The sequence below is a fragment of the Azospirillum sp. ST 5-10 genome (assembly GCF_051225715.1).
Taxonomy (GTDB): Bacteria; Pseudomonadota; Alphaproteobacteria; order Azospirillales; family Azospirillaceae; genus Azospirillum.
Genome location: NZ_JBPJSP010000050.1, coordinates 1 through 24,359, shown reverse-complemented (window position 1 = coordinate 24,359; position 24,359 = coordinate 1). Strand labels below are relative to the sequence as shown.

The 24,359-nt window shown below is 74.1% G+C and carries 17 protein-coding genes and 2 tRNA genes; 11 read left to right on the top strand and 8 right to left on the bottom strand.

Annotated elements, in window-relative coordinates; all coding sequences use genetic code 11:
• Window positions 1-207 precede the first annotated feature (207 nt).
• Window positions 208-603, top strand: a complete 396-nt coding sequence (locus ACSBPG_RS30705) for a TIGR02300 family protein (protein WP_435541064.1) — start codon at window positions 208-210, stop codon at window positions 601-603.
• 138 nt (window positions 604-741) lie between these two features.
• A tRNA-Ala gene (locus tag ACSBPG_RS30700) sits at window positions 742-817 on the top strand.
• Window positions 818-875: 58 nt separating this feature from the next.
• On the opposite strand, the gene ACSBPG_RS30695 is transcribed toward ACSBPG_RS30700, so the two are convergent.
• From ACSBPG_RS30695 to ACSBPG_RS30685, 3 genes are all read right to left on the bottom strand, one after another.
• Window positions 876-1,466: a DUF1003 domain-containing protein gene (locus ACSBPG_RS30695; RefSeq protein WP_435541063.1), complete on the bottom strand. Its 591-nt coding sequence runs from the start codon at window positions 1,464-1,466 to the stop codon at window positions 876-878.
• Window positions 1,467-1,615: 149 nt separating this feature from the next.
• On the bottom strand, window positions 1,616-2,335 hold the full coding sequence (locus ACSBPG_RS30690) for an HXXEE domain-containing protein (RefSeq protein ID WP_435541062.1): 720 nt from the start codon (window positions 2,333-2,335) through the stop codon (window positions 1,616-1,618).
• 92 nt (window positions 2,336-2,427) lie between these two features.
• A complete protein-coding gene (locus tag ACSBPG_RS30685) occupies window positions 2,428-4,341 on the bottom strand; it encodes a sigma 54-interacting transcriptional regulator (protein WP_435541061.1) in 1,914 nt (637 codons plus the stop codon).
• 220 nt (window positions 4,342-4,561) lie between these two features.
• On the opposite strand from ACSBPG_RS30685, the gene ACSBPG_RS30680 reads away from it, so the two are divergent.
• The 8 genes from ACSBPG_RS30680 (at window position 4,562) to ACSBPG_RS30645 (ending at window position 15,455) form a co-directional block, all read left to right on the top strand.
• On the top strand, window positions 4,562-5,923 hold the full coding sequence (locus ACSBPG_RS30680) for a CmpA/NrtA family ABC transporter substrate-binding protein (protein ID WP_435541060.1): 1,362 nt from the start codon (window positions 4,562-4,564) through the stop codon (window positions 5,921-5,923).
• 14 nt (window positions 5,924-5,937) lie between these two features.
• Window positions 5,938-6,777 carry a nitrate ABC transporter permease gene (gene ntrB / locus ACSBPG_RS30675; RefSeq protein WP_435541059.1) on the top strand — a complete coding sequence of 280 codons (840 nt, stop codon included), beginning with the start codon at window positions 5,938-5,940 and terminating at the stop codon, window positions 6,775-6,777.
• 5 nt (window positions 6,778-6,782) lie between these two features.
• Window positions 6,783-7,709, top strand: coding sequence for an ABC transporter ATP-binding protein (locus ACSBPG_RS30670; RefSeq protein WP_435541058.1), 927 nt, complete (start codon window positions 6,783-6,785; stop codon window positions 7,707-7,709).
• The gene (cynS, locus tag ACSBPG_RS30665; protein ID WP_435541057.1) at window positions 7,706-8,194 is read left to right on the top strand and encodes a cyanase; all 489 of its coding nucleotides are present in this window, start codon (window positions 7,706-7,708) and stop codon (window positions 8,192-8,194) included. Before ACSBPG_RS30670 ends, cynS begins: the two co-directional genes overlap by 4 nt.
• A 107-nt stretch (window positions 8,195-8,301) precedes the next feature.
• Complete coding sequence (locus ACSBPG_RS30660; protein ID WP_435541056.1) at window positions 8,302-10,296, top strand: methyl-accepting chemotaxis protein; 1,995 nt, start codon at window positions 8,302-8,304, stop codon at window positions 10,294-10,296.
• A 99-nt stretch (window positions 10,297-10,395) separates the two neighbouring features.
• Window positions 10,396-10,471, top strand: a tRNA-Ala gene (locus ACSBPG_RS30655).
• A 206-nt stretch (window positions 10,472-10,677) separates the two neighbouring features.
• Window positions 10,678-11,379, top strand: coding sequence for a DUF4214 domain-containing protein (locus ACSBPG_RS30650; RefSeq protein WP_435541055.1), 702 nt, complete (start codon window positions 10,678-10,680; stop codon window positions 11,377-11,379).
• Window positions 11,376-15,455 (top strand): glycosyltransferase, encoded by a 4,080-nt coding sequence (locus ACSBPG_RS30645; protein WP_435541054.1) that lies wholly within the window; start codon window positions 11,376-11,378, stop codon window positions 15,453-15,455. The genes ACSBPG_RS30650 and ACSBPG_RS30645 overlap by 4 nt, the downstream gene beginning before the upstream one ends.
• Here ACSBPG_RS30645 and ACSBPG_RS30640 read toward each other — a convergent pair.
• Window positions 15,395-17,578, bottom strand: coding sequence for a glycosyltransferase (locus ACSBPG_RS30640; protein ID WP_435541053.1), 2,184 nt, complete (start codon window positions 17,576-17,578; stop codon window positions 15,395-15,397). The genes ACSBPG_RS30645 and ACSBPG_RS30640 overlap by 61 nt on opposite strands.
• Before the next feature lie 196 nt (window positions 17,579-17,774).
• Between ACSBPG_RS30640 and ACSBPG_RS30635 the strand changes: the two genes are divergently transcribed.
• Entirely contained in the window at window positions 17,775-19,295 is a 1,521-nt protein-coding gene (locus ACSBPG_RS30635; protein WP_435541052.1) for a flagellar hook protein FlgE, read from the top strand.
• A gap of 23 nt (window positions 19,296-19,318) precedes the next feature.
• Here the strand turns inward: ACSBPG_RS30635 and ACSBPG_RS30630 are convergent, their stop codons facing one another.
• The 4 genes from ACSBPG_RS30630 to ACSBPG_RS30615 all read right to left on the bottom strand — a co-directional run bounded on the left by ACSBPG_RS30630 (window position 19,319) and on the right by ACSBPG_RS30615 (window position 24,123).
• Entirely contained in the window at window positions 19,319-20,302 is a 984-nt protein-coding gene (locus ACSBPG_RS30630; protein WP_435541051.1) for a zinc-dependent alcohol dehydrogenase family protein, read from the bottom strand.
• 36 nt (window positions 20,303-20,338) lie between these two features.
• On the bottom strand, window positions 20,339-20,869 hold the full coding sequence (locus tag ACSBPG_RS30625) for a flavin reductase family protein (RefSeq protein ID WP_435541050.1): 531 nt from the start codon (window positions 20,867-20,869) through the stop codon (window positions 20,339-20,341).
• On the bottom strand, window positions 20,866-23,307 hold the full coding sequence (locus ACSBPG_RS30620) for a Lon protease family protein (protein ID WP_435541049.1): 2,442 nt from the start codon (window positions 23,305-23,307) through the stop codon (window positions 20,866-20,868). Before ACSBPG_RS30620 ends, ACSBPG_RS30625 begins: the two co-directional genes overlap by 4 nt.
• A gap of 123 nt (window positions 23,308-23,430) precedes the next feature.
• A complete protein-coding gene (locus ACSBPG_RS30615) occupies window positions 23,431-24,123 on the bottom strand; it encodes a CBS domain-containing protein (protein ID WP_435541048.1) in 693 nt (230 codons plus the stop codon).
• Between the last annotated feature and the right edge of the window lie 236 nt (window positions 24,124-24,359).

The following is a 24,359-nucleotide window of genomic DNA, read 5'->3' as shown; positions in this document are numbered from 1 at the left end:
CGCACCTACGAGGCCATGCTCCACATCGTGTGTGCCGTCACCGTCTGGGAGTTCGTCGCCCTACTGGAATAGGCTCTTAGGGATCGCCGGCCGCCGGCGTAAGCGCCGCCGCCGCAGCCGTCGCCCCAATTCCTTTTGACAAGCGGCTCCGGCCATGGCAAAGGGCCGGCCTTGACCTATTCTACGGGAATGTACGGAGGAGTACGCGTGGCGAAACCGGAATGGGGCGTCAAGCGCATCTGCCCGAACTGCGGCGCGCGCTACTACGACATGCGCAAGGATCCGCCCGTCTGTCCGACCTGCGGCACCACCTTCGACCCCGAGGCCCTCCTGAAGTCCCGCCGCGCCCGCCCGGCGCCGGTCGAGGAGGTCAAGGCGAAGCCGAAGTCGGTGGAGGACGAGGATCTCGACACCGAGGCCGGGGAGACCGAGAAGGACCTCGAGGAGACGGACGACGACGTCTCGGTCGAGGACATCGAGGAGGGCGGCGAGGAGACGCCCGACGACGAGGACGACGTGCTCATCGAGGACACCTCGGAGCTCGGCGAGGACGACGTCGACGAGGTGGTCGACGTCGAGGGCGAGGACGAGGACGAGCGCTGATCCGCGCCCGCCGCGGGGCGCGGAAAGGGCGGGGAGAAATGTGGAGCGGGGGCGAATTTTTCGCTTGCACGGCGGGCCCGACCTGACCAATATCCCGCTCCACCGACGCCGCCGGAAACGGCGGCTTCCCAGGGTTTCGGGGCCATAGCTCAGCTGGGAGAGCGCTACAATGGCATTGTAGAGGTCAGGAGTTCGATCCTCCTTGGCTCCACCAAAACAGGAAAGGGCCCGGTCCAGGCACGGACCGGGCCCTTTTTGCTGCCGGCGGCCGCTCACGTCGGGTCGCCCCGCGCCCTTTCCGCCTCGATCTCGTTGAGGACCGTCTCCGGGGCGACGTCCTGGGTGATCTCCCCCAGCTCGGCTTCGACCTCCGAATGGACGTCCAGCCGGTCGGCGATGGCCGACACCAGGGCGACCAGCTTGGTGACCTCGTGCTCGGCCAGCAGGCTGATCTGCAGATCGAGGTCGGCCCGCTTGTCGGCGGCCCGGGCCATGCGGTTCTGGCTGATCAGGACGAAGGTGGAGAGGAAGATGGCCTCCACCGAGGCCATCATCGCCAGCACGACGAAGGAGGGGTCCCAGCGCGGCACGGCGGGGAGCCAGCCGAGGTTGGCGAGGATCCATGCGCCGAAGAACGCCAGGTGCAGATAGACGAAGCGCATGCTGCCGGTGAACCGGGTGATCGCCCCGGCCAACCGCTCCTCGAGGCTCGCGGCGTGCTCGTCCTGCTGGCGCCGGCGCCGCAACGCCGCGATGTTGCGCTCCAGCACCGGGCTGAGGCCGGGCGGTTGCGGCGGCGGATAGATCGGTCCGGTGCCGCCGCCCGCCGCCTCGCCCCTCGCCGAGCGCCGTTCCTCCATCATCCCGTCTCCCCCCGGACTTCCAGGCGGCGGCCGCCGCCATCCAGGCTCAAAGAACCGGGCCGGGGAAACCGGGTTCCGCGCGCCGGTCGGCGTCGCGTCCGCCGCATGGCGGGCGCGGCGGGAGCGACGCCCTCCTCCGTCCGCCGCCGTCAGGTCCGGCGGATCCGGACCACGCCGGCCAGCCGGGCGCGCGCCGACACGACGCCGGCGGGCACCAGCGCGTTCGCGATCTGGACGGCGACCAGGGCCCGCTCGCCGAACGCGCCGGCGATGTGGGCGAGCAGCGACCCCATCAGCACGAGGTGCGCGAGCACGCCGCCGAGCGCGATGGCGGCCGCGTCGCCACGGCCGATGGCCCCGGTCCGCAGGCCCGCCGACAGGGCCCAGAGGCTGGCCGGCAGCAGCAGGACCGCCGCCGTCAGCAGCCCGGCCCCGTAGGCGCCGCCATGGCGCGCGGCGTCGCCGAGGTGGACCAGCGCGTTGACCAGGGGGATGCCGTAGGCGCTCAGCGCCAGCGCCGGCCGCCCCGGGCCCGCCGCCACCGACAGCGCGGCGGCGCCCCACACGGTGCCGACGTTGACGGCGGTGATGAAGGGGACGGGCACCGGACAGGCGGCGGCGTCGGGGAACCCCAGCGACGCGCACAGCGCGCCGCGGAACGCGTAGGGGACGCCGTGGAGGTCGATGCCGTGCTCCTCGACCTGGTGGAGCAGGTAGACCGGAGCGCCCAGCGCGGCGAGCCAGCCGACGTCGAACCAGGGCGAACCGGGGCCGGGCGACCGCCGCACCCGCGTGCCGAACAGCAGCCCCAGCGCGACGACCGCCGCCGCCGCCCCGAGCCACGGCCAGTTCCAGGCAAACCAGCTCACCGCCACCCCCGTTCCACCCCCGTTCGGCCGCCGCCGGAGCGGCCGGCCGAGGGTCCCACGACCTCCGGCGTGTCGGCAAGGGGCAGACGGGCTCAGCAGACGAGGGCGCGCCGCGTCCGCTCCCGCACCGCCCGCAGGTCGATGCCCAGCGCCTTGGCGCGCGAGGTGACGGTGGTCGGCGGAAGGCCCAGCAGCGCCGCGGCGCCGCCGGCGCCGGAGACCTTGCCGCCGGCCGCCTCCAGCGCCGCCAGCAGGTTGGCGCGCTCGCGGGCGCGGCGGTCCCGTTCGGTCTCGATGGCGAGAAGCGCCGCCCCGCTCGGCTCCGGGGCGGGAGCCGCCTCCGCCCCGGGCTCCGGCAGGTCGAGCGCGATGCGCCCGCTCTGCGCCAGGATGGCGGCGCGCTCCATCACGTTCTGCAGCTCGCGCACGTTGCCCGGCCAGGGATAGGCCAGCAGCTTGCGCACGTCCCCCTCGGTCAGGGTCAGCGCGCCGGCCCCACCCTTGCGGGCGGCGTCGCGCAGGAAGTGGGCGGCCAGCAGCGGGATGTCCTCGGGCCGCTCGCGCAGGGCCGGCGTCTCGATGGGGAAGACGTCGAGGCGGAAATAGAGGTCGCGGCGGAAACGGCCGCGCTCCACCTCGGCGCGCAGGTCGCGGTTGGTGGCGGCGACGATGCGCACGTCGACCTTGCGGGTGCGCTCGTCGCCGACCCGCTCGAACTGGCTGTCCTGCAGGACGCGCAGCAGCTTGCCCTGGAGGTCGAGCGGGATCTCGCCCACCTCGTCGAGGAACAGGGTGCCGCCGTCGGCCAGCTCGAAGCGGCCGACGCGGTCGCGCAGCGCCCCGGTGAAGGCGCCGCGGGCGTGGCCGAAGAACTCGCTCTCGAACAGCTCGCGCGGGATGGCGGCGCAGTTCACCCGGATCAGCGGCCGGCCGGAGCGGCGGCTCGCCTCGTGGATGGCGCGGGCCACCAGCTCCTTGCCGGTGCCGGACTCGCCGGTGATCAGCACCGAGGCGTCGGTCGGCCCCACCAGCTCCACCTGCTGCAGGATCTTCTGGACCGCCGCGCTGCGGCCGATGATGCCGCGATGGTTGCCGGAGATGCGGATCTCCTCCTGCAGGTAGGCGTTCTCCAGCTCCAGCCGTTCGCGCAGGCGGTCCACCTCGGCGAGCGCCGCGCGCAGCCGCGCGTCGGCCTCGTGGCGCTGGGAGACGTCGCGGAAGACGACCACGGCGCCGACCACGGTGCCGCCGACGCGGATCGGCGTCGAGGTGTACTCCACCCAGATCGGCTTGCCGTCGCGCCGCCAGAACACCTCGTCCGACACCCGGTGCACCTGGCCGTCGCGGAAGGCGGCGTAGATCGGGCACTCGTGGGCGGGATAGAGCGTGCCGTCGGCGCGGTGATGGTGCATGACCGAATGGATGTCGCGGCCCAGCAGCTGCTCGGCCGGCCAGCCGAGGATGCGTTCGGCGGCCGGATTGACGAAGGTCGCCTTGCCCTCGGCGTTGACGCCGTAGATCCCCTCCCCCGCCGCCTGCAGGATCAGGTGGTTCTCCCGCTCGATCTCCTGGAACACCCGCTCGACGCGGCGCCACTCGCTGATGCCGTCGCGCAGGTACAGCTCGCCCTCCTCGTCGATGTCGCGGCGGCGGCGGGCGTCCAGGTCGTAGAGCGTCAGCAGCATGGCGTCGCCGCCGGGCAGCAGGGTGCCGGCGTACTCCAGCCGCAGCTGCCGCCCGCCGGCGTGGCGGGCGGTCAGCGAGCGGGTCCACCACGCCCCCTTGGCGATCACCGCCTCGGTGAACACCAGCAGGGCGGGTTCCTGCCCGCGGTGCAGCTGCGTCACCACCATGCCGCACAGGAGGTCGCGGTCGTAGCCGAGGAGGTGGCAGGCCGCGGCGTTGGCGTCGCGGACGCGTCCCGTCGCGAACTCCACCACCAGGGCGGCGTCCACCCCGTAGCGGAACTCCCGCCCGCCGACCGCATCGACCGCACCGCCGTCCATGTTCATCTCACGAAGAGGTCCATCTCACGAAAATTCGCGATTCCGGTCACGATAGTTCGTCAATCACGATATCTCGTCAAGCCGGTCGTGCCACCCCTCGCGGCTGCGAACGGCGCGGTCCGCCGCCGTCGCCGCCCTACCCCCTCCTGGCACGCCGCTTGCTCTTCCGGCTTCAGCCGCACGCGACCACCCCTGCCGCTCCCAGGAGAAGGAAGAGACGATGGCCACCTTTGACGATCCGTTCGACCAGGCGCGCCCCCTGACCCGCACCGGCTGCTCGTGCGGGCGCCACGCGTCGGAGGCGGAGCACGACGCGGCGCTGCGCGGCGACGACGCCCGCCTGACCCGCGTCGTCGAGGGCGCCGTCATGCGCGCCCTGTTCCCCAACGACGCGACGCGGCGGGCCTTCCTGCGCGCGGTCGGCACCTCGACGGCCGCCGCCGCGGTCGCCTCGGTGCTGCCCATGGGCATGATCGCCGACGCCTTCGCCGCGACCGGGCCGCTGGAGAAGACGGACCTGAAGGTCGGCTTCATCCCGATCACCTGCGCCACGCCGATCATCATGGCCCACCCCATGGGCTTCTACGCCAAGCAGAAGCTGAACGTCGAGGTGGTCAAGACGGCGGGCTGGGCGGTGGTCCGCGACAAGACGCTGAACGGCGAGTACGACGCCGCCCACATGCTGTCGCCGATGCCGCTGGCGATCACCCTGGGGGCCGGCTCCAACCCCATCCCCTACACCATGCCGGCGGTGGAGAACGTCAACGGCCAGGCCATCACCCTGGCGATGAAGCACAAGGACAAGCGCGATCCCAAGCAGTGGAAGGGCTTCAAGTTCGCGGTGCCGTTCGACTATTCCATGCACAACTACCTGCTGCGCTACTATCTGGCCGAGGCCGGGCTCGATCCCGACACCGACGTCCAGATCCGCGCCGTGCCGCCGCCGGAGATGGTCGCCAACCTGCGCGCCGACAACCTCGACGGCTTCCTCGCCCCCGACCCGGTGAACCAGCGCGCGGTCTACGACGGCGTCGGCTTCATCCACGTCCTCTCCAAGGAGATCTGGGACCGCCATCCCTGCTGCGCCTTCGCCGCCTCGGAAAAGTTCGTGACGGAGATGCCCAACACCTACGCCGCGCTGATGCGCGCCATCATGGAGTCGACGGCCTACGCCACCAAGCCGGAGAACCGCAAGGAGATCGCCGCCGCCATCGCCCCGGCCAACTACCTGAACCAGCCGGTGACGGTGGTCGAGCAGGTGCTGACCGGCACCTTCGCCGACGGGCTGGGCAACGTGAGGAAGGTGCCCGACCGCATCGACTTCGACCCGTTCCCCTGGGAGAGCTTCGCCGTGTGGATCCTCACCCAGATGAAGCGCTGGGGCCAGATCAAGGGCGAGGTCGACTACGCCGGCCTGGCGAAGAAGGTCTATCTCGCCACCGACGCCGCCCGCCTGATGAAGGACGCCGGCCTCGCCCCGCCGCAGGCGACGAGCAAGAGCTTCTCGGTGATGGGCAAGCCGTTCGACCCGGCCGACCCCGAGGGCTACGTCCAGTCCTTCGCCATCAAGCGCGCCGGCTGACGGGAGGAGAGAGCATGACGGGTTCCCTGACCCTGCGCGCCGGCGTCCTGTCCGTCCTCATCCTCGCCGCCTTCCTCCTGGCCTGGCACCTGGCGACCCGCGGCAGCGGTGTGGCCGCCGACATGGACCCGGAGTACGCGGCGCTGATGGGGGCGGCGGCGACCCAGGGGGCCTCGGCGATGCCGGGGCCGCTGGAGGTCGGCGCCACCCTGTGGAAGCACATCCGCGACCCCTTCTACGTCAACGGCACCAACGACATGGGAGTGGGCATCCAGATCGCCTACTCGATCGGCCGGGTGGCGATCGGCTACCTGCTGGCGGTGCTGGTGGCGGTGCCCGCGGGCTTCCTCATCGGCATGTCGCCGCTGATGTCGCGCGCACTCGACCCCTTCATCCAGGTGATGAAGCCGATCTCGCCGCTCGCCTGGATGCCGCTCGCCCTCTACACCATCAAGGACAGCGGGCTGTCGGCGATCTTCGTCATCTTCATCTGCTCGCTGTGGCCGATGCTGGTCAACACCGCCTTCGGCGTCGCCAGCGTGCGCAAGGAGTGGCTGAACGTCGCCCGCACCCTGGAGGTCGGCACGCTCCGCCGCGCCTTCCTGGTGATCCTGCCGGCCGCCGCGCCGACCATCCTGACCGGCATGCGCATCTCCATCGGCATCGCCTGGCTGGTCATCGTCGCCGCCGAGATGCTCGTCGGCGGCACCGGCATCGGCTACTTCGTGTGGAACGAGTGGAACAACCTGTCGATCACCAACGTGATCACGGCGATCCTGGCGATCGGCGTGATCGGCATGATCCTCGACCAGATGCTGGCGCGTCTGGCCCGCCTCGTGACCTTCCCGGAGTGACGGCGATGACCGAGAAGAGCCTCATCTCGGTGGAGGGCATCGCGCGGCGCTACCCGGCGCCGGGCGGCGGCCGGACCACCATCTTCGAGAACCTCTGGCTGCCCGTGCGCAAGGGCGAGTTCGTCTGCGTGATCGGCCATTCCGGCTGCGGCAAGACGACGGTGCTCAACATCCTCGCCGGGCTCGACGCCCCCAGCGAGGGCACGGTCATCGTCGACGGCCAGGAGATCGCCGGCCCCAGCCTCGACCGCGCCGTCATCTTCCAGAGCCACGCCCTGCTGCCCTGGCGCAGCGTGCTGGGCAACGTCACCTTCGCCGTCCGCTCGCGCTGGCCCGGCAAGCCGCGGGACTGGGTGGAGGCGCAGGCCCGCCGCTTCATCGCCCTGGTCGGCCTGGCCGGGTCGGAGCGCAAGCGTCCGGCGGAACTGTCGGGCGGCATGAAGCAGAGGGTCGGCATCGCCCGCGCCCTCGCCATCGAGCCCAAGATCCTGCTGATGGACGAGCCGTTCTCCGCCCTCGACGCGCTGACCCGCGGCACCTTGCAGGACGAGGTGCGGCGCATCTGCCTCGACACCGGGCAGACCACCTTCATGATCACCCACGACGTCGACGAGGCCATGTACCTGGCCGACCGCATCGTGCTGATGACCAACGGGCCGCAGGCCTGCGTCGCCGAGATCGTCGACAACCCGCTGCCGCGCGAGCGCGACCGCACCGACCTGCACCGCCACCCCCACTACTACACGCTGCGCAACCACCTGCTGGACTTCCTGGTGACGCGCAGCCGCACCTTCCGCGACGCCCCGCCGCCCGGCTACGACCCGCGCCACCCCCCGGTGGTCCGGCCGGGCGCGGTGCCCCAGCCGGTGCCGGCGGCCGACGCCGCCGACGCCGTCCCCCTCCCCCAGCTTGCCAACCGGAGACTGCCATGAAGCGCGACGACCTGACCGAAAAGATCCTCGACGTGAAGCGCGAGAAGGGTCTGACCTGGGGCGACATCGCCGAGGCGATCGGCGGCTATTCGCCGATCTTCATCACCGCCGCCCTGATGGGCCAGATGAAGCTGCCCAGGCCGCAGGCGGAAAAGGCGGCCGCCCTGTTCGGCCTGACCGAGGCCGAGACCAGGCTGCTCAACGAGGTGCCCTACCGCGGCTCGCTGCCCTCGCTGCCGCCGACCGACCCGCTGATCTACCGCCTCTATGAGGTGGTGCAGGTCTACGGCACCACCATGAAGGAGCTGATCCAGGAGGAGTTCGGCGACGGCATCATGTCGGCCATCGACTTCGACATGGAGATGGAGCGCCTGCCGAACCCCAAGGGCGACCGGGTGAAGCTGACGCTGACCGGCAAGTTCCTGCCCTACAAGTACTACGGCGCCGAGGAGGGGCTCCCCGAGTACGGCTTCGGCCGTCCCTGAGGCCGACCGCGCGCATCGCGCCCCCTCCCGACCGCCCTCCGCCCGCGCGGGGGGAGGACCGGGCGGGGGCCCGGCGCGACCCCACCCCCTTCCCCGGGAGACCGCTCATGACCGCCACGGCGACCTCCGACGACTTGCGCCGGCGCTGCACGCAGCTCGGCGTGCGGCTCGGCGCCCTGGCGACGGCTCTGATCGACGAGGAGCGCGTGCTGGAGGCGACCGACGCCCGCAAGGCGCTGCTCGCCGACTTCGCCGATTTCCGCGCGCCCATGGGGCTGGCCATGGGGCACCTGCGCGGCCATCTCGCGACCGGCCAGCCGGAGCTGCGGCAGGCGTTCGACGCCGCCTACGGCAAGGCCGGCGCGGCCTTGCGGCGGATCGCCGGCAACGCCGCCCTGCTCACCGCCACGCAGGCGCTGGTGGTGGAGACCGTCTCCGGCCTGGCGGCCGAACTGGACGGCGTGGTGGCGGCGCTGCTGGCCGACGCCGCGGCGCGCCCGCCCGCCGCCCGCCGCCACGCCACCACGTCCGCCGGCGAGGCCTGCGCCGCCCTGTCGAACCGGCTGACCGGGGCGCTCACCGTGATGCTCGACGCCGAGCGCGCCCTGCCGGCGACCCCCGAGCGCAAGGAGCTGCTGGCGCAGATCGTCGACGTGCGCGGGCCCATCGGCATCGCCTCGTCGCACCTGCGCGACTACCTGCTGGACGGCGCCCCGGCCAGCCGCCGCCTGTTCGCCCAGTTCCGCGACCGCGCCGCCGCCGCCATGGCCGGCCTCGAGGCCATGCAGCCGCGGATGTCGGACGGCCAGCGCACGGCGTTCGCCGAGGCTGAGGCCGCCTGGCGCGAGTACGGCCCGGCCGCCGCCGCCGCCATGGCCGTCTGGGACGCCGCCGCGGCCGCCGCCGCGGATGCCGGAACGGCCCTCGACCGCGCGGTGACGGCCGCCGGCGCCCTCGCCGTCGCCGCGCCGGGCCTGCTGGCGCTGGCCGGCCTCCCGGCCGGCGGCACCGCCGCCGCGGCACTCTGCCAGCTGGCCGGGCTGGCGGCGCTGGGCTGCTGGTGCGTCCGCCGCCGCGGCCGGCCGCTGGCCGCCGCGGCCGCCGCCCTCGACGCGCTGGCCCGTGGCGACGCCCCGCCCCCGCCGCCGGCCGGGCGGCTGGGCTGGTCGGTCGAGCGCCTGCGCCTCACCGTCGCCGACCTGTCCGGCGAGCTGGCCGCCACGGTGGACGACCACCGCCGCCAGGCGGTCGAGCGCCGGCAGGCGATGCTGCGCCTCAGCGAGGCCTTCTCCCACCGCATGTCGGAGGCGATCGCCGCCGTCGAAGCCGACGTCGCCACCCTGTTCGACCAGGTGCGGACGATCCGCACCCTGGCCGCCGCCATCGAGGACGAGGCGGGCGCCATCGACAGCGCCAGCGGCACGGCGACCGCCAACCTCGCCGCCGTCACCGCCGCGGTGCACGAGACCTCGGCCACCGCCGGCGAGATCCGCCAGCAGGTGGGCCGCTCCATCGCCATCCAGCGGACGGCCTCGGAATCGGTGCAGGTCGCCGCCGGCACGGCGCGCGCGCTGGAGGAGGCGACCGGCCAGATCGACGCCGTGGTCGGCATGATCGAGCGGGTCGCCACCGAGATCCAGGTGCTGGCGCTGAACGCCACCATCGAGGCGGCGCGGGCCGGCGAGGCCGGGCGCGGCTTCTCCGTGGTCGCCGGCGAGGTGAAGACGCTGGCGCAGCGGACGATGCAGATGACCGGCGACATCCGCGACCTGGTCGCGGCGGTGCAGGCGGGATCGTCGCGCACCGCCGCCGTGGTGGCCGAGTTCCAGCGCGTGGTCGACGACGCCGACGCGGTCGCCGGGGTGATCGGCGCGGCGACGGCGCAGCAGGCCGACGCCACCGAGGACATCGCCCGGGCGACGACCGGCGCCAACGACCAGGTGGCCGGCGTGGTCGCCGCCATCCGCACCTTCCGCTCCGGCGTCGACCGCGCGCAGGACGCGGCCGGGCTGCTGGAGGCGCTGGCCAGCGGCCTGGCCGAACGCGCCCGCCACCTGCACGAGCAGTCGGACCGCTTCGTCGCCGGCGTGCGCGCCAGCTGACGGGCGGTGCGGAACGGCGCATTTTTCCGCTTGCGCCGTTCCGCGAAACTCCCTAAATAAGCGCTCCCGGACGGCACCCCAGGCCGCCGGACGGATTTCGGGGCCATAGCTCAGCTGGGAGAGCGCTACAATGGCATTGTAGAGGTCAGGAGTTCGATCCTCCTTGGCTCCACCAAACAAGACGAGGGCTCGGCGAGCGATCGCCGGGCCCTTGTCGCGTTCCAGTACCGGACCCGCGCGCTTCTTGCGCCTTCGCAGCGGCACCTCGCGGCCGACGGCGACCGAAGCGGCGCTCCGCGGCGGGGCGGGTCCATCGCCGCCGCCCGTGCTTTCCCGGGGGATCCGGTGTATTGGTGGGCGAACGCCCGCCGGAGCGCACCCATGGACGATGGCTTGGCCGCCGTGACGGAGGATCTGCTGGAGATGGCCGACCGCACGGTGCGGACGGTCGCCGCCGCTCATGGGCTGGACCTCTCCGCCGGCCGCCGGCCGGACACGGTCGATCTGGGCGCGGTGCGCCACCACGGCGACGCCGACTTCGTGTGCTGGGCCCACCGGGAGCTGCTGGGCCGTGCGCCGGACGTCGACGTCTTCCGCGACGCCGTGCGCGCCTTGAAGGGCGGGCGGGCCTCGCGCCACGACGTGGTGCGCGCGCTGGCGCGCCGGGCCGGGCTGACGGACATCCACGTCATTCCGGAGGACGAAGGGCCCGCCACCGCGGCGGACGGCGACGCCGAGCGGGAGGTGTACGCGCTGGCCGACTTCGAGGCGGACAGCGTGGAGGCGTTCGTCGACGGCGCCTACCGGAAGATCCTGAAGCGCGCGCCCGACCCTTCCGGCTTCGAGAACTACCGCGCCCAGCTCGCCGGGGCGACCCTGACGCGGCAGCAGATGATCGACGCCCTGCTGAATTCCGACGAGCACCGCAGCAGCGGCCGCGCCATCGTCGTGCTGGGCCGGGACGCGCCGGACGCCGTGCTGAAGGCGGTGCTCGAGCGGGTGTCCGTCCTGGCGCGGGAGGTCGAGCGGCTGGAGTACGAACTGGCCAGGATCAGGTTCTTCGGGCCCGACCAACGCCGATGACGCGGCTTCTCGTCCTGAACTTCTTCCCCGCCTTCGTCCCGCCGTCGAGCGGCGGGGAGCTGCGCTGCCATCATCTCTACCGGCGTCTCAGCGCGACGTTCGACGTCACGATGGTGGCGTGGACCCATCCGGACCGGCCGGAGGAGGTCGTCCACTTCGGCGAGACCCTGCGGGAGCACCGCATCCCCAAGGGCGATGCGTTCGAGCGCGCCCTGCGGGCGCTGCACGACCGCGGCGTGGCCGGCGAGCTGGCCGGCGTGGCCTGCGCCCTGGCGGGCCGCGAGGCCACCCGCTACCACGAGGTCGTCCGCTCCCTGCTGCCCGCCGTGGACGCGGTGGTCCACGAGTTCCCCTACACCCTGCCCTACGACACCGCCTTCGGGCGCGACGGCATCGCCCGCTTCTACAACAGCCACAACGTCGAAGCGGAGATGGCGCGCGCGCTGTTCGCCGGCGGGGCGGCGGCGGAGCTGCGGGCGCTGGTCGCCCGCCTGGAACGGCGGCTGGTGGCGGGGGCCCGCCGGGTCTTCGCGACCGGCGAGGCCGACGCCCTGGCCTTCCGTGTACTCGCCGGCGCACCGGCCTCCCGGCTGCGGCTCGCCCGCAACGGGTTCGACGAGGAGACCCTCGCGCCGCGCCCGGACGCTCCTGCCGCCGGCCGGCCCGCCGCGCTGTTCCTGGGATCGCGGCACCCGCCCAACGTGGAAGGGGCGCGCTTCATCGCCTCGGACCTCGCCCCCGCCCTGCCCGCGCTGGACTTCCTGATCGCCGGGGACGTGTGCCGGTCGCTCGGCCGGGTGCCCGGCAACGTGCGGCTGCTGGGCGCCGTGGACGAGGAGACCAAGCGGCGCCTGTTCGCCGAGGCGACGCTGTTCGTCAATCCCGTCTTCCGCGGCAGCGGCACCAGCCTCAAGATGGTGGAGGCGATGGCCGCCGGCCTGCCCATCGTCTCCACCGCCCGGGGCGCGCGGGGGCTCGACCTGCCGGACGGCGTGTACGCGCCGGCGGAGGCCGCGACCTTCGCCGCGGTGACGGCGATGCTGGCGGCCGAGCCGGAGCGGCGCCGGCGGCTGGGGGCAGCGGCGCGGCGGGCCGCCGCAGCCCGTTTCGGCTGGACCGCCATCGCCGCATCCGTGGCCGCCGAGATCGCGGCCGCGCTGGCCGGGGGGGACGCCGACGCGGGTCCTCCGGACAAGCCCCGCCTGCTGGTGGTCAACGACTATTCCGTGCGCGCGCCGGTGTCGGGCGGCGCCCGGCGCGTCGCCGCCCTGACGGCGCGGCTCGCCGCCACCTGGGACGTCCGGCTGCTGTGCCTCCACGACGGCGTCGAGCCGGAGATCGAGCGGCTGGCGCCCGACCTGCACGAGGTCCGCATCCCCAGGACCGGCCCTCAGGCGTCGTTCGCGACCGCCGTCAACGCCGTCAACGCCGTGCCCGTCGACGACATCGCCGCCGCCCTGTTCGCCCCCGCCAACCCCGCGCTGGTCGAGACGTTCGGCCGCCTCGCCGCCGATTCCGACGTCGTCGTCCTGTCCCACCCGTACCTGGCGCCGCTGCTGGAGACCACCGGCCGCATCCGCCCCGTCGTCTACGAGGCCCACAACGTCGAGGCGCACCTGAAGGCGGAGCTGCTGCGCGGCCACAGCGACGGTGCCGCCCTGACCGCGTTCGTCGCGGCGCTCGAACGGTTCGCCGTGACCCATGCCGACGCGGTCATCGCGGTCGCCGAGGAGGATCGCCAGGCCTTCCTCGCCGCCGGCGGGGGGACGCCCGTCGCGGTGGTCGCCAACGGAACCGACCTGCCGGCGGCGGCGCTGCTGCGCACCGCCGCCCGGCGCCGCCACGCCGGCCGTCCCGTCGCCGTCTTCGTCGGCAGCGCCCACCCGCCCAACGTCGAGGCCGCCCGCTTCCTGTGCGAGGTGGTGGCACCGGCGCTGCCGGAGGTGGAGTTCCGCCTGATCGGATCGGTCGGCGACGCTCTCGCCGACATTCCCCTTCCGCCCAACCTGCGCCGCCTCGGCGTCGTGCCGGACCGACGCCGGCGCGACCTGCTGCTGGAAGCGACGGTGGCGCTCAATCCGGTGACCGGCGGCGGCGGCTCGAACCTCAAGCTGGCGGACTACTTCGCGCACGGCCTGCCCACCCTGTCGACGCCGGAGGGCGCGCGCGGCTTCGCCGTCGTCGGCGGCCGCGAGCTGATGGTCGCCGGGCGGCCGGAGTTCGCGACGGCGCTCGCCGCCCTGCTGGCGGACGACGGAATGCGGATGGCGCTGGGGCGGGCCGCCCGCGCCTTCGCGGCGCGCCGGCTGGACTGGGCGGCGCTCGCCGAAGCGTACGACGCCGTGCTGCGCGCCCGGACGCCGCAATGGTCGCCGCGGCGGCCGCTGCGGCTGCTCGTCGTCGCCGGCCGCTACGGCGAGCCGCCGCCCGGCGAGGCGGAGGAGTCCCTGGCCCGGCTGCTCGGCGCGCTCGCGGACGGGCACGACGTCCGCATCGATCTGTTCGCCCTCGCCGACACCGCGGCGGGCACCGCCCACCCGGCCGGGCTGGTCGCCCCGTTCGCCGACGACATCCGCCTGTTCACGACAGACCAACGCGCCGGCGACGCACGGGAGCGGCAGGACGTCGGCGACGCCGAGGGCATCGCCCTGGCCCGCCGGCTGCAACCGCTGCTCGACCGCACCTGCCTGATGGGCGGCTGGGAACCGGTGGACGGCGAAGGCGGCGTGGCGCGCCGCCGGTCCGGCGCCGAGGCGGAGCTGTTCGTCGCCGCCGGGACCGTCGCCGTCCGCCTCTTCGGCCACGGCCCCGTCGACGGCGGCCCCGTACGCATCGCCGTGGACGGCGAAGCGTACGGGGCGGGGACGCTCGCCGAGGGGACCGCCCTGCGGATCGACCTCGATCCGGCCCGGCCGCACCGGGTCACCCTCCGCGTGGCGACGCCGGCGCGGGAGGACGGCGGACCGCGCCGGCCGGGGATGCGGCTCCGCGGCCTGGAGGTCGCCCAAGCGGCGACGCCGGGCTGGGTGGACGTCCCGCTGTCCCACGACTACGAACGGCTCTGCCGCGCGGGCCACCGGTCCGCCTGGATCGCCGCCCTGCGGGCGCAGGCGGCGGCCCGTCCGCCGGCAACCGACCGTCTCGTCCAGCGGCTGGACCCCGGTTCCCGGACGCTGCTGGCGGCCCTGGAGGACACGGCGGCGGACCACGACCTCGTGCTGCTGCACGGGCTGCCGGTCGCCCTGGCCGACGGCGCCGCGGCGCTGCTGCGCGGCCGGGGGATGCCGTACGCCGTGTTCCCGCGGGGTGATCTGGAGGACCGCCCGGCCCACCGGCGGGCGCACTACGACGCGCTGCGCGGTGCCGCGTGCGTGTTCGCCTCCTCGGAGGCGGTGTGCCGCCTGCTCCTCGATCCGCTGGGCGCCGTCGGCGTGCGGTTGCCCGGCGCCGGCGTGCGCCTCGCCGAGTTCGCCGACCGGATCGCCGCGCAGCGGCGCTTTCGCCGGTTCCACGGCAGCGACGTTCCCTATTTCCTGGTCATCGACCGCGGCGACGGAGCCGCCGGCACGGCGCTCGCGGTGGCGGCGCTGCGGCGCCTGAAGGGCGTCGAGCTGGTGCTCGTCGCTGCCGATGCGGACGGTCCCGCCGCCGGCGGGGCGCCGGTGATCCGCTACGGCCGTCTCGACGGCGACCTGACGGTGGGCGCCCTGGCCGGCTGCGTCGCCGCGATCGCCGTGGGCGGGAGCGGCGGCACGGTGCTGGCGGCGGCCTGGGCGGCCGGCCGCCCGGTCATCGCCGACCGTGCCTGCGCCGCGCATGCCGAGCTGGTGCGGGACGGCGTCGACGGCTTCCTGGCGGACACCGTGGAGGAGCTGGCCGACCGCATGGCCCGGCTGGCCGGCGACGCCGCGCTCGCCGCGCGGATGGGGGCCGCGGGGCGGGACGCGGCGTTCCGCGATCTCGGCTGGCCCGCCATCGCCGCGCGGTTCCACGCCGCCCTGGCGCGGGCGGCCCGTCAGCCGGACTCCGGCCGCAGCCGGGCCGCGTACTCCGCCCCGACCACGGCCGGGGCGTAGGCCGCGGCCGTCAGCGCCCGCCCCTGCCCGGCCAGCCGGCGACGCAGCGGTTCGTCGTCCGCCAGCCGGCGCATCCACCAGGCGGCGTGCGCCCCGTCCGGCTCGGCCCAGCGCTGGCCGTCGCCGAACGGGTAGTCGCCGGGCGCCAGCGGGAGCAGCCGGTGGTCGACCAGCGCGGCACTCCCCGGCGTGGTGAAGTCCATGTTGCCGGAATGGCCGGTGACGATCACCGGCTTGCCGAGCATCATCGCCTCGGCGATGCCGCGGCCGAATCCCTCGGCCCGGTGCAGCGACACGAAGCAGTCGCACGCGCGGTAGAGGTCGAGCACGGCGCCGCGATCCAGGGTGCGGGCGACGACGGCGATGCGGCGGTCGGCCCGGGCGTCCTCCAGCAGCGCCTGCCACGACGGGTCGCCGGGCACCGCCCGCATCGCCTTGACCACCAGCCCGACGGGCTCGTCGCCGCGCGGGAACGCCGTGCGGAACGCCCGCACGCAGGCCGCCGGGTTCTTCCGGGCGAGGCTGGACAGCGCGTCGAAGGCGAACACGAAGAGGAAGCGGTCGGCCGGCAGGCCGAAGTCGCCGCGGCCGAGCCCCGCCGTCGCCTCGACCGTCACCGCCATCGGCATGTGCCGCACCGGCCGCGGGCTGCTGCCGACGTAGGCTTGGTAGGTGTAGCGGCTCGACGCCCACACCTCGTCGACGAGGTCGTAGGCATGGCGCCACGCCGCCGGCCAGTCCGGCAGCTCCCACGGCCAGAAGCCGATGGTGCGGCGGCCGTCGAACAGCGCCGCCCCCTCGACGGCGGCGAGCCGCGCCGTCTCGATCCCGGTGGTGCAGAACAGGTTGACGGCGTACGGCAGCCGGTCGGACAGCAGGGCGGCGATGCTGTCGTCGCCCTGGCACACCTCGCGCCCGGGCTCGACGTTGTAGACGCTGAAGGGCAGGCCCGCCGCCCGCATGGCCCGCGCCGCCATGCGCACGTCCTCGCCGATGCCGAGCTGGCCGCGGGCGTAGCCGATCAGGTTCACACCGAAGGGCAGTGCGGTGCTCCGGCCGCCGGTCGCCGGCGCGCGCGCGCCCTTCGGGTCGTCCGGCGCCGGCCGTTCGGTCAGCTCGGCCAGCCGGGCCAGGATCGCGAAGCGCTCCCGGCCCTCGCCGCGCGCCCACAGCGCCAGCCCGGGGTCGCCGGGCTCGGCGAAGCGCTGCCGCAGCGCCGCGTCCGCCGACCACAGCACCAGGAGGATGCGGGACACCGGCAGGCCTCCGGCCGGCGCCGCCAGCAGGAACCGCGCGTACGCCTCGTCGACCAGCCCGGCCAGGCCCAGCTCGGCGAGGCCGTGCACCACGAACCAGGCGACGAACGCCGCGCGTCCCCCCGCCTGGTCCAGCGCGAATGCGGCGCGCACGTCGGACCGGCGGCGCCACGCCATCATCATCAGGCGGCTGACGGGGACGACGGTGTCGCCGGGCAGCCGGTCGTCCGGCTCGTGCAGGGCGCGCTTCTGGGCGTCGGTGACGTGGCGGGCGAAGCCGAGCTCGCGCACGCCGTGGGTGAAGAACCAGTCGACGAACGCCTGCTGCCCGTCGGCGTCGCGCAGGTCGAAGGCGGTCTGCAGGTCGGGGCGGCAGGTCCGGACCAGCCGCAGGAAACGGGTCAGCGGCGGTTGCACCGCCGGCAGGGCCTCCGCCGCCGGCTGCGCCACGAGATCGCGGCAGGCGGCCAGGGCCACCGTCTCCAGCACCGGCGATTCCCGCGCCCCGCCGACCAGCAGCCACCAGGCGAAGCCCCGCTGCCCCTCGGCCGTTCCGAGGTCGAAGTGCGGGTGGAGGTCGGGGCGCAGCGACCACACCAGCCGCATCGCCCGCGTCAGGACCGGCTCCACGCCGGCGACCGCCTCGGCCGCGGGCTGCGTCAGCATCGCCGGGGAGAGGCTGCCGCCGGCCTCGGCCAGCGCCCGGTACTCGCGGGCGCCGTTCAGCAGCAGCCAGCCCTCGAAGCGCTCGCGGTCGCCGCCGGCCAGGGCGCGCAGGTCGTCGCGCAGAAGCCAGATGGTCTCCGTGATGCCGTCCAGCGACAGGGCCCCGGGCCGGCCGTCGGCCGCCGCATCCGATCCGTCCACCACGCCGCTCCCCCGCCAGCCGTCCGCCGCCCCGGCGCGGCCGGCTTCTTTTTAGATCGGCGCCGCGGCGGCCGGAAGGCCGATCGTCGCGCCGCCGGAAAAAGCGCGCCAGCTTTCCCCGCCGCCGCCGTGGAAGGGATGTCCGGGGTCGGGCGCCGCAGGGAGGCGCCGCCGGCCTGCTGAACGGGGTGCCGCCATGAGCCTGTCCGCCGCCATCGATTCCGCCACCTCCGGCCTGCTGGCCCAGTCCAAGGCGCTGGCCTCCGTCTCCGGCAACGTCGCCAACGCCTCGACCACCGCCTACAAGAGCACCGGGACGTCGTTCGAATCCTATCTCGCCGATGCCGCCTCGGCGACGAGCGGCAAGGGCGGCGTCCTCGCCTACAGCTACCGCAGCATCAGCACCCAGGGCGACATCCAGGCCTCGGACACGACGAGCAATCTGGCGATCAACGGCGACGGCTTCTTCGTCGTCTCCTCGACCGCCGACGGCAGCGACGTCGCCTACACGCGCAACGGCTCCTTCTCCCAGAACGCCGACGGCTATCTCGTCAACGGCGAAGGGTACTATCTGCGCGGCTGGGCCCTCGACGCCGACGGCGACCTGCCGGCCACCGGAACCGGGTCGACGGACAGCCTCACCGCCATCGACCTCTCCGACGTCAAGGGCACCGCCACGGCGACCTCCACCGTGGCGATCGCCGCCAACCTGCCGGCGGACGCCGCCAACGGCCGGAGCGTCACCTCGACCGTCACGCTGTTCGACGAGACGGGGGCCGGCAGCACCATGGAGCTGACCTGGACCAAGGACGGCGACACCACCGTGCTGGAGAACGGCACGGCGAGCTGGGACTACGACCTCGCCGGCACCGCCGCGTCGGTCACCCTGTCGGTGGTCGATTCCTCCGGCAACACGGTCTACTCCACCACCGGCGGCACGGCCGACGGCAGCCACACCTTCCATTGGAACGGCGTCGGCTCCGACGGCACCGCCAGCGGCGAGGGCGTCTACACCCTGAAGGTCACCGCCGTCGATTTCGCCGGCAACGCGGTGGACGCCGACGTGACCGGCGAGAACAGCTGGACGCTCACCGCCTCGGACCCCACCGGCGATTCCGGCACCGCCGGCACCGTGGCCGGCTTTCCGATCACCGTCACCTTCGCCGGCGACGGCACCCTCGCCGCGCCGGGCGGCGACACGACGTTCACGGTCTCCGGCTGGACGTCGGGCGCCGCCGACTCCACCATCGCCCTCGACCTCGGCGGCGTCGGCGGCAGCGACGGGCTGACCCAGTACGCCACCGGCGACGCCGACCCCGGCATCGAGGTCGAGAGCGTGGAGCAGGACGGCCACGCCGCCGGAACCCTGACCGGCACGACCATCGGCGCGGACGGCGTCGTCACCGCCACCTTCAGCACCGGCGAGACCCGCGCCATCTACCAGGTGCCGCTGGCCACCTTCGCCAACGCCGACGGGCTCGACAGCCTGTCCGGCAGCGTCTTCGCCGAGTCGGCCGCGTCCGGCGAGTACGAGCTGCAGGCCGCCGGCGCCGACGGCGCCGGCGGCATCGTCCCCAGCGCCCTGGAAAGCTCCAGCGTCGAGCTGAGCGACGAGTTCAGCCGCATGATCGTGGCGCAGCAGGCCTATTCGGCGGCGTCCAAGATCGTCACCGCCTCCGACGAGATGCTGCAGACCGGAATCGGGCTGCTCGGCTGACGGGGCGGGCCGCCAGCGCCGTCTCAGGGAACGAGCACGGCGGCGCCGGTGATCGTGCCGGCCCGCAGCGCGTCCACCGCGGCGTTGGCCTGCTCCAGGGGGAAGCGGGTGATCCGGGTGCGCACGGGAACGCGCGGCGCCAGCGCCAGGAACTCCTCGCCGTCGCGCCGCGTCAGGTTGGCGACCGAGCGCACCGTCCGTTCGCCCCACAGGATCGCGTAGGGAAAGGCGGGGATGTCGCTCATGTGGATGCCGGCGCACACCACGGTCCCGCCCTTGGCCACCGCGCGCAGCGCCGCCGGCACCAGGGCGCCGACCGGGGCGAAGATGATGGCGGCGTCGAGCGGTTCCGGCGGCGGCCGGTCGGAACCGCCGGCCCATGCGACGCCCAGCGCGGTGGCGAGATCCCGCGCGTCGCGGTCGCCCGGGCGCGTGAAGGCGAACACCCGCCGTCCCTGGTGGCGCGCCACCTGGGCGATGATGTGCGCCGCCGCGCCGAAGCCGTAGAGGCCGAGGCGCTCGGCCTCGCCGGCCATGCGCAGGGCGCGGTAGCCGATCAGCCCGGCGCACAGCAGCGGCGCCGCCTCGGCGTCGCCGAGGCCGGGCGGCAGGGCGAAGCAGTAGCGGGCGTCGGCGACCGTCCGCTCGGCGTAGCCGCCCGGCACCTGATAGCCGGTGTAGCGCGCCCGGTCGCACAGGTTCTCGCGGCCGCCGCGGCAGTGGGCGCAGGTGCCGCAGCTTCCCGCCAGCCACGGCACGCCGACCCGGTCGCCCACGGCGAAACGGTCGACCGCCGAGCCGCGGGCGAGCACCGTGCCGACGATCTCGTGGCCGGGGATCAGCGGCAGGACGGGGTCGGGCAGCTCGCCGTCGATCACGTGCAGGTCGGTCCGGCACACCCCGCAGGCGTGGACCGCCAGCAGGATCTCCTCGGGCCCCGGCACCGGGTCGGGAAGGTCGGCGGCGGCCAGGCCGCCGTGCGGTTCCCGCAGCACCATCGCTTTCATGATCGGCCCTCCGGCGTGCCGCCCGCGCGGGCGGCGTCACGGCATCCGCGACTCCAGCACCAGCGTCTCGCCGTCGACGGCGAAGGTGCCGAAGCCGCGGTGGTGGATGGTCCGCGGCGTGTCCTGCGCCGGATCGCGCCACGCCTTCACCACCTCGAGGACGAACAGGTCGTAGCGGTTCACCAGGCGGGTGTCGACCACGCGGCATTCCAGGTTGGCGAAGCATTCGGCGATCAAGGGCGGCGCCACCTCCCGCGCCGGCCGGGGCGTCAGGCCGAACGCGGCGAACTTGTCGACCTCGCGGCCCGAGCAGTTGCCGACCTTCACCACCGTCCCGGCGAGCTCCACCGGGGGGACGGCGATGACGCATTCGCGGGTGCGGCGCAGGGCGGCGTGGCTGAAGTCGGCGCGGCTGACGACGCAGGCCACCAGCGGCGGCACGAACTCCACCATCATGTGCCAGGACAGGGTCATGACGTTGGCGCGCCCGCGCTGCGCCGTGGTCAGCAGGACGACGGGGCCGGGCTCCAGCACCCGGTAGACATCGGGAAGCGGCAGGTCCTTCATGGTCGGTCTCCGTCATGGCCGCGGCCGTGGCCGCGCTCGTCGCGGGCGAAGGCGCGCGCCGCCTCGGCCAGGCGGAGCAGGCGGTCCTCGACCCGCCGGTTGAGGGTGCCCGGCGGGAAATGCCCGGTGGCGTCGCGCGCCCCCGCCGGCACGCCGGTCAGCCGTTCGATCCCCTCGTCCACGGTCGCCATCGCCCAGACGTGGAAGCGCCCCTTGGCGCAGGCGGCGACCACGTCGGGGCGCAGCATCAGGTGCTGGACGTTGGCGGACGGGATCAGCACGCCCTGGCCGCCGGTCAGGCCGCCCTGCCGGCAGGCGTCGAAGAAGCCCTCGACCTTCTCGTTGACGCCGCCGATCGGCTGGACGCGGCCGTGCTGGTCGATCGACCCGGTGACCGCCACCGACTGGCGCAGCGGCACGTCGGCGAGCGACGAGAGCAGCGCGAACAGCTCCGCCGCCGCCGCACTGTCGCCGTCGACGCCGCCGTAGGACTGCTCGAACACCAGGCTGGCGTGCAGGGTCAGCGGCCGGTCCGCGGCGTAGCGCGCGCCGAGGAACCCCTGCAGGATCAGCATGCCCTTGGAATGGATGGGGCCGCCCAGGTCGACCTCGCGCTCGATGTCGACGACCTCGCCCCGCCCCAGCCGCGTGCGGGCGGTGATGCGGCTGGGAAAGCCGAAGGAGAAGCCGCCCAGCCGCACCACCGCCAGTCCGTTGACCTGCCCCACCGCGGCGCCGTCGGTGGCGACCAGCAGGGTGCCGCGCCGGATGTCCTCGAGGACGCGCTCGCGCACCCGGTCGGCGCGGTGGATCTGGGCGTCGAGCGCCTGCTGCACGTCGGCGGCGCCGATCACCCCGCGCCCCTGCTGCGCCGCCCAATAGTCGGCCTCGTGCAGCAGGTCGGCCAGGGTGCGGTGGTGCAGCGACAGCTTGTGGGCGTCGTCGGCGGCGCGGGCGGCGTGGTCGATCACCCGCGCCACCGCCTCCCGGTCGAGCGCCCGCACCCCTTCGCGCCGCTGCAGCGAGGCGATCAGGCGGGCGAACAGCGCGGTGTTGGCGTCGCTGCGGTCGAGGTCGCCGGCGAAATCGGCCGGCACCTTGAACAGCTCCGGGAAGTCCGGGTCGTAGGCGCTGAGCAGGTAGTAGAGCAGCGCGTCGCCGAGCAGCACCACCTTGACGTCGAGCGGCACCGGTTCCGGCTCCAGCGACACGGTGCTGACGAGGCTGAGCATCTGCTCGACCGACTCCATGCGGATCTGGCGGGCGCGCAGCGTCCGCTTCAGCCCCTCCCAGGCGAACGGCTGCAGCAGCACCTTGCGGGCGTCGAGGACGAGATAGCCGCCGTTGGCGCGGTGCAGGGCGCCCGCCTTGATCAGCGTGAAGTCGGTGACCAGCGCGCCCAGGCGGGGAATGTGCTCGATGCGGCCGGCCAGGTTGGCGTGGCTCGGGAAGTCCTCGTGCACCACCGGCGCGCCGGTGGCGGCGCCGTGGTCGACCAGGACGTTGACGCGGTAGCGGCGCAGCGCGCCGTCGTCGCCGCGGGCGTCGGCGAGCGGCGACTCGCCGTCGCCCTGACCGCGCTGGAAGAGCTGGGCGTTCTCCACCACGTCGTCGCGCACCGCGTCGAGATAGGCGGCCACCGCCGCGAGGTCGGGGTAGGCGTCGCGCACGCCGGCGATGAGGTGGTCGACGACCTGAGTGATCATCTCCCGCACCAGCGCCCGCACCTCGGCCCGCCGCTTCTGCTCGAGCGCCGGCATCTGCCGCAGCACGCCGGCCAGACGCTCCTGGAAGGCTTCCAGCAGGTGTTGGATGCGCGTCCGCTCCGCCTCGGGCAGCGCTTCGAAGGCGTCGGGGCGGATCGGCTCGCCGTCGCGCACGGGCACGATGGAGAAGCCGACGGGCGTGCGCACCACCGCCACGCCCTGCTTCGTCGCCTCGCCCTGCAGCTCCTCGAACAGCGCCTCCTGGCGCTGCTTGAGGGCCTCGGCGATGGCGTCGTGGCGGCTGCGGAACGCGTCGCCCTCCAGGGCGGAGGGGATGGCGGCGCGCAGCTCCTCGACCAGGTGCTCCATGTCACGGCGCAGCCGCACCCCGGTGCCGGGCGGCAGGCGCAGGGCGCGCGGCAGGTGCGGCTCGGCGAAGTTGTGGACGTAGCACCAGTCCGGCGGCACCGCCTCGCCGGCGGCCTGGGCCCGCAGGAAGTCGTCGATCACCGCCTTCTTGCCGACGCCGGGCGGGCCGAGGGCGAAGATGTGGAAGGAGCCGTTGCGCACCCCCACTCCGAAGCGCAGGGCCGTCACCGCCCGCTCCTGCCCCAGGGTGGCGGGCAGGTCGTCCAGCTCGTCGGTGGTGGCAAACGCCAGGGCGGCGGTGTCGCACCGGCGGGCGAGGGCGTCGATCGGCAGCGCGGCTGCGGCGGTGGTGCGGCTCGTCATCGACGGCCCCCTTGCCCCGCCGCGGCAGCGGGACCGCGCCGCGGACGGGGGCGTGTACGGATGGTCATGACGCCGCCGCCCGGCGGCGGCGTCGCTGGGACGGGGCGGGCCGCCGCGGTCTCCTCAACCGACGAACCAGGGCCGCATGAGGGTGAGGTGGTCGACGACGCGGACGACCCCGGGCACCTCCTCGACGGCGATCTTGAGGGCGTGGCGCTCCGCGTCGGAATCGCTCATGCCCCAGAGGTGCGCGACGCCGTCGGAGACGACGACGTTCACGTACGCCGTGTCGACGCATTGCAGGCGCCCCAGCGCCTCCATGACCGCCTCGCGCAACGCCTGGTCGCCGACCGACACCGCCGGCCGCCCGTCGGGCTTGCCGACGGCGAGGATGCGCAGGAGGTCGGCGCGCGACACGATGCCGGCCAGCCGGCCGTCGCGCAGCACCGGCACACGGCGGATCTTCCCGTCCTCAAGGATGCGGCTGACCTCCTCGACCGGCGTGTCCTCGTCGACGCAGGTGACGCCGGCGGTCATCACGTCGCCGGCGCGCGTCCCGTGCACCCGCACGAACTCGTTGGGATCGCCCGCCAGGGATTCGAACAGGCCGAGCCACCAGGCATGCCGCCGCGGGCTGCGGGCGGCCAGGCGATGGAGCAGGTCGTTCTCGGTGATCATGCCGACCACCCGCCCGGCGGCGTCGACGACGGGAACGCCGGTGATGTGCTTGTCCAGGAGCAGTGCCGCGACTTCGCGCACGGGTGTGTCGGGCCGTACCGTCGCCACGAGCGTGGTCATGATCTCGCCGGCGCGCATGGGCGTCCTCCCTTGCCGGACCGCCGCCGACCGCCGCCGCCGGATGGCGGGCGGCGGTCGGCCGGCGCATGGCATCAGGATGGGACGGCGGCGGCGGCGGCTCCTTAACCTGGATCAAGAGGGCAACCTGGATCAAGCGGGCCGGGCGGCGGCCGGGCGCTTGTATGACTTCCACTCATCGGGCGACCTCCTGATAGGATGGTTGGCCTGAAGGCCGGGAGAGGGTCGCCGCGTTC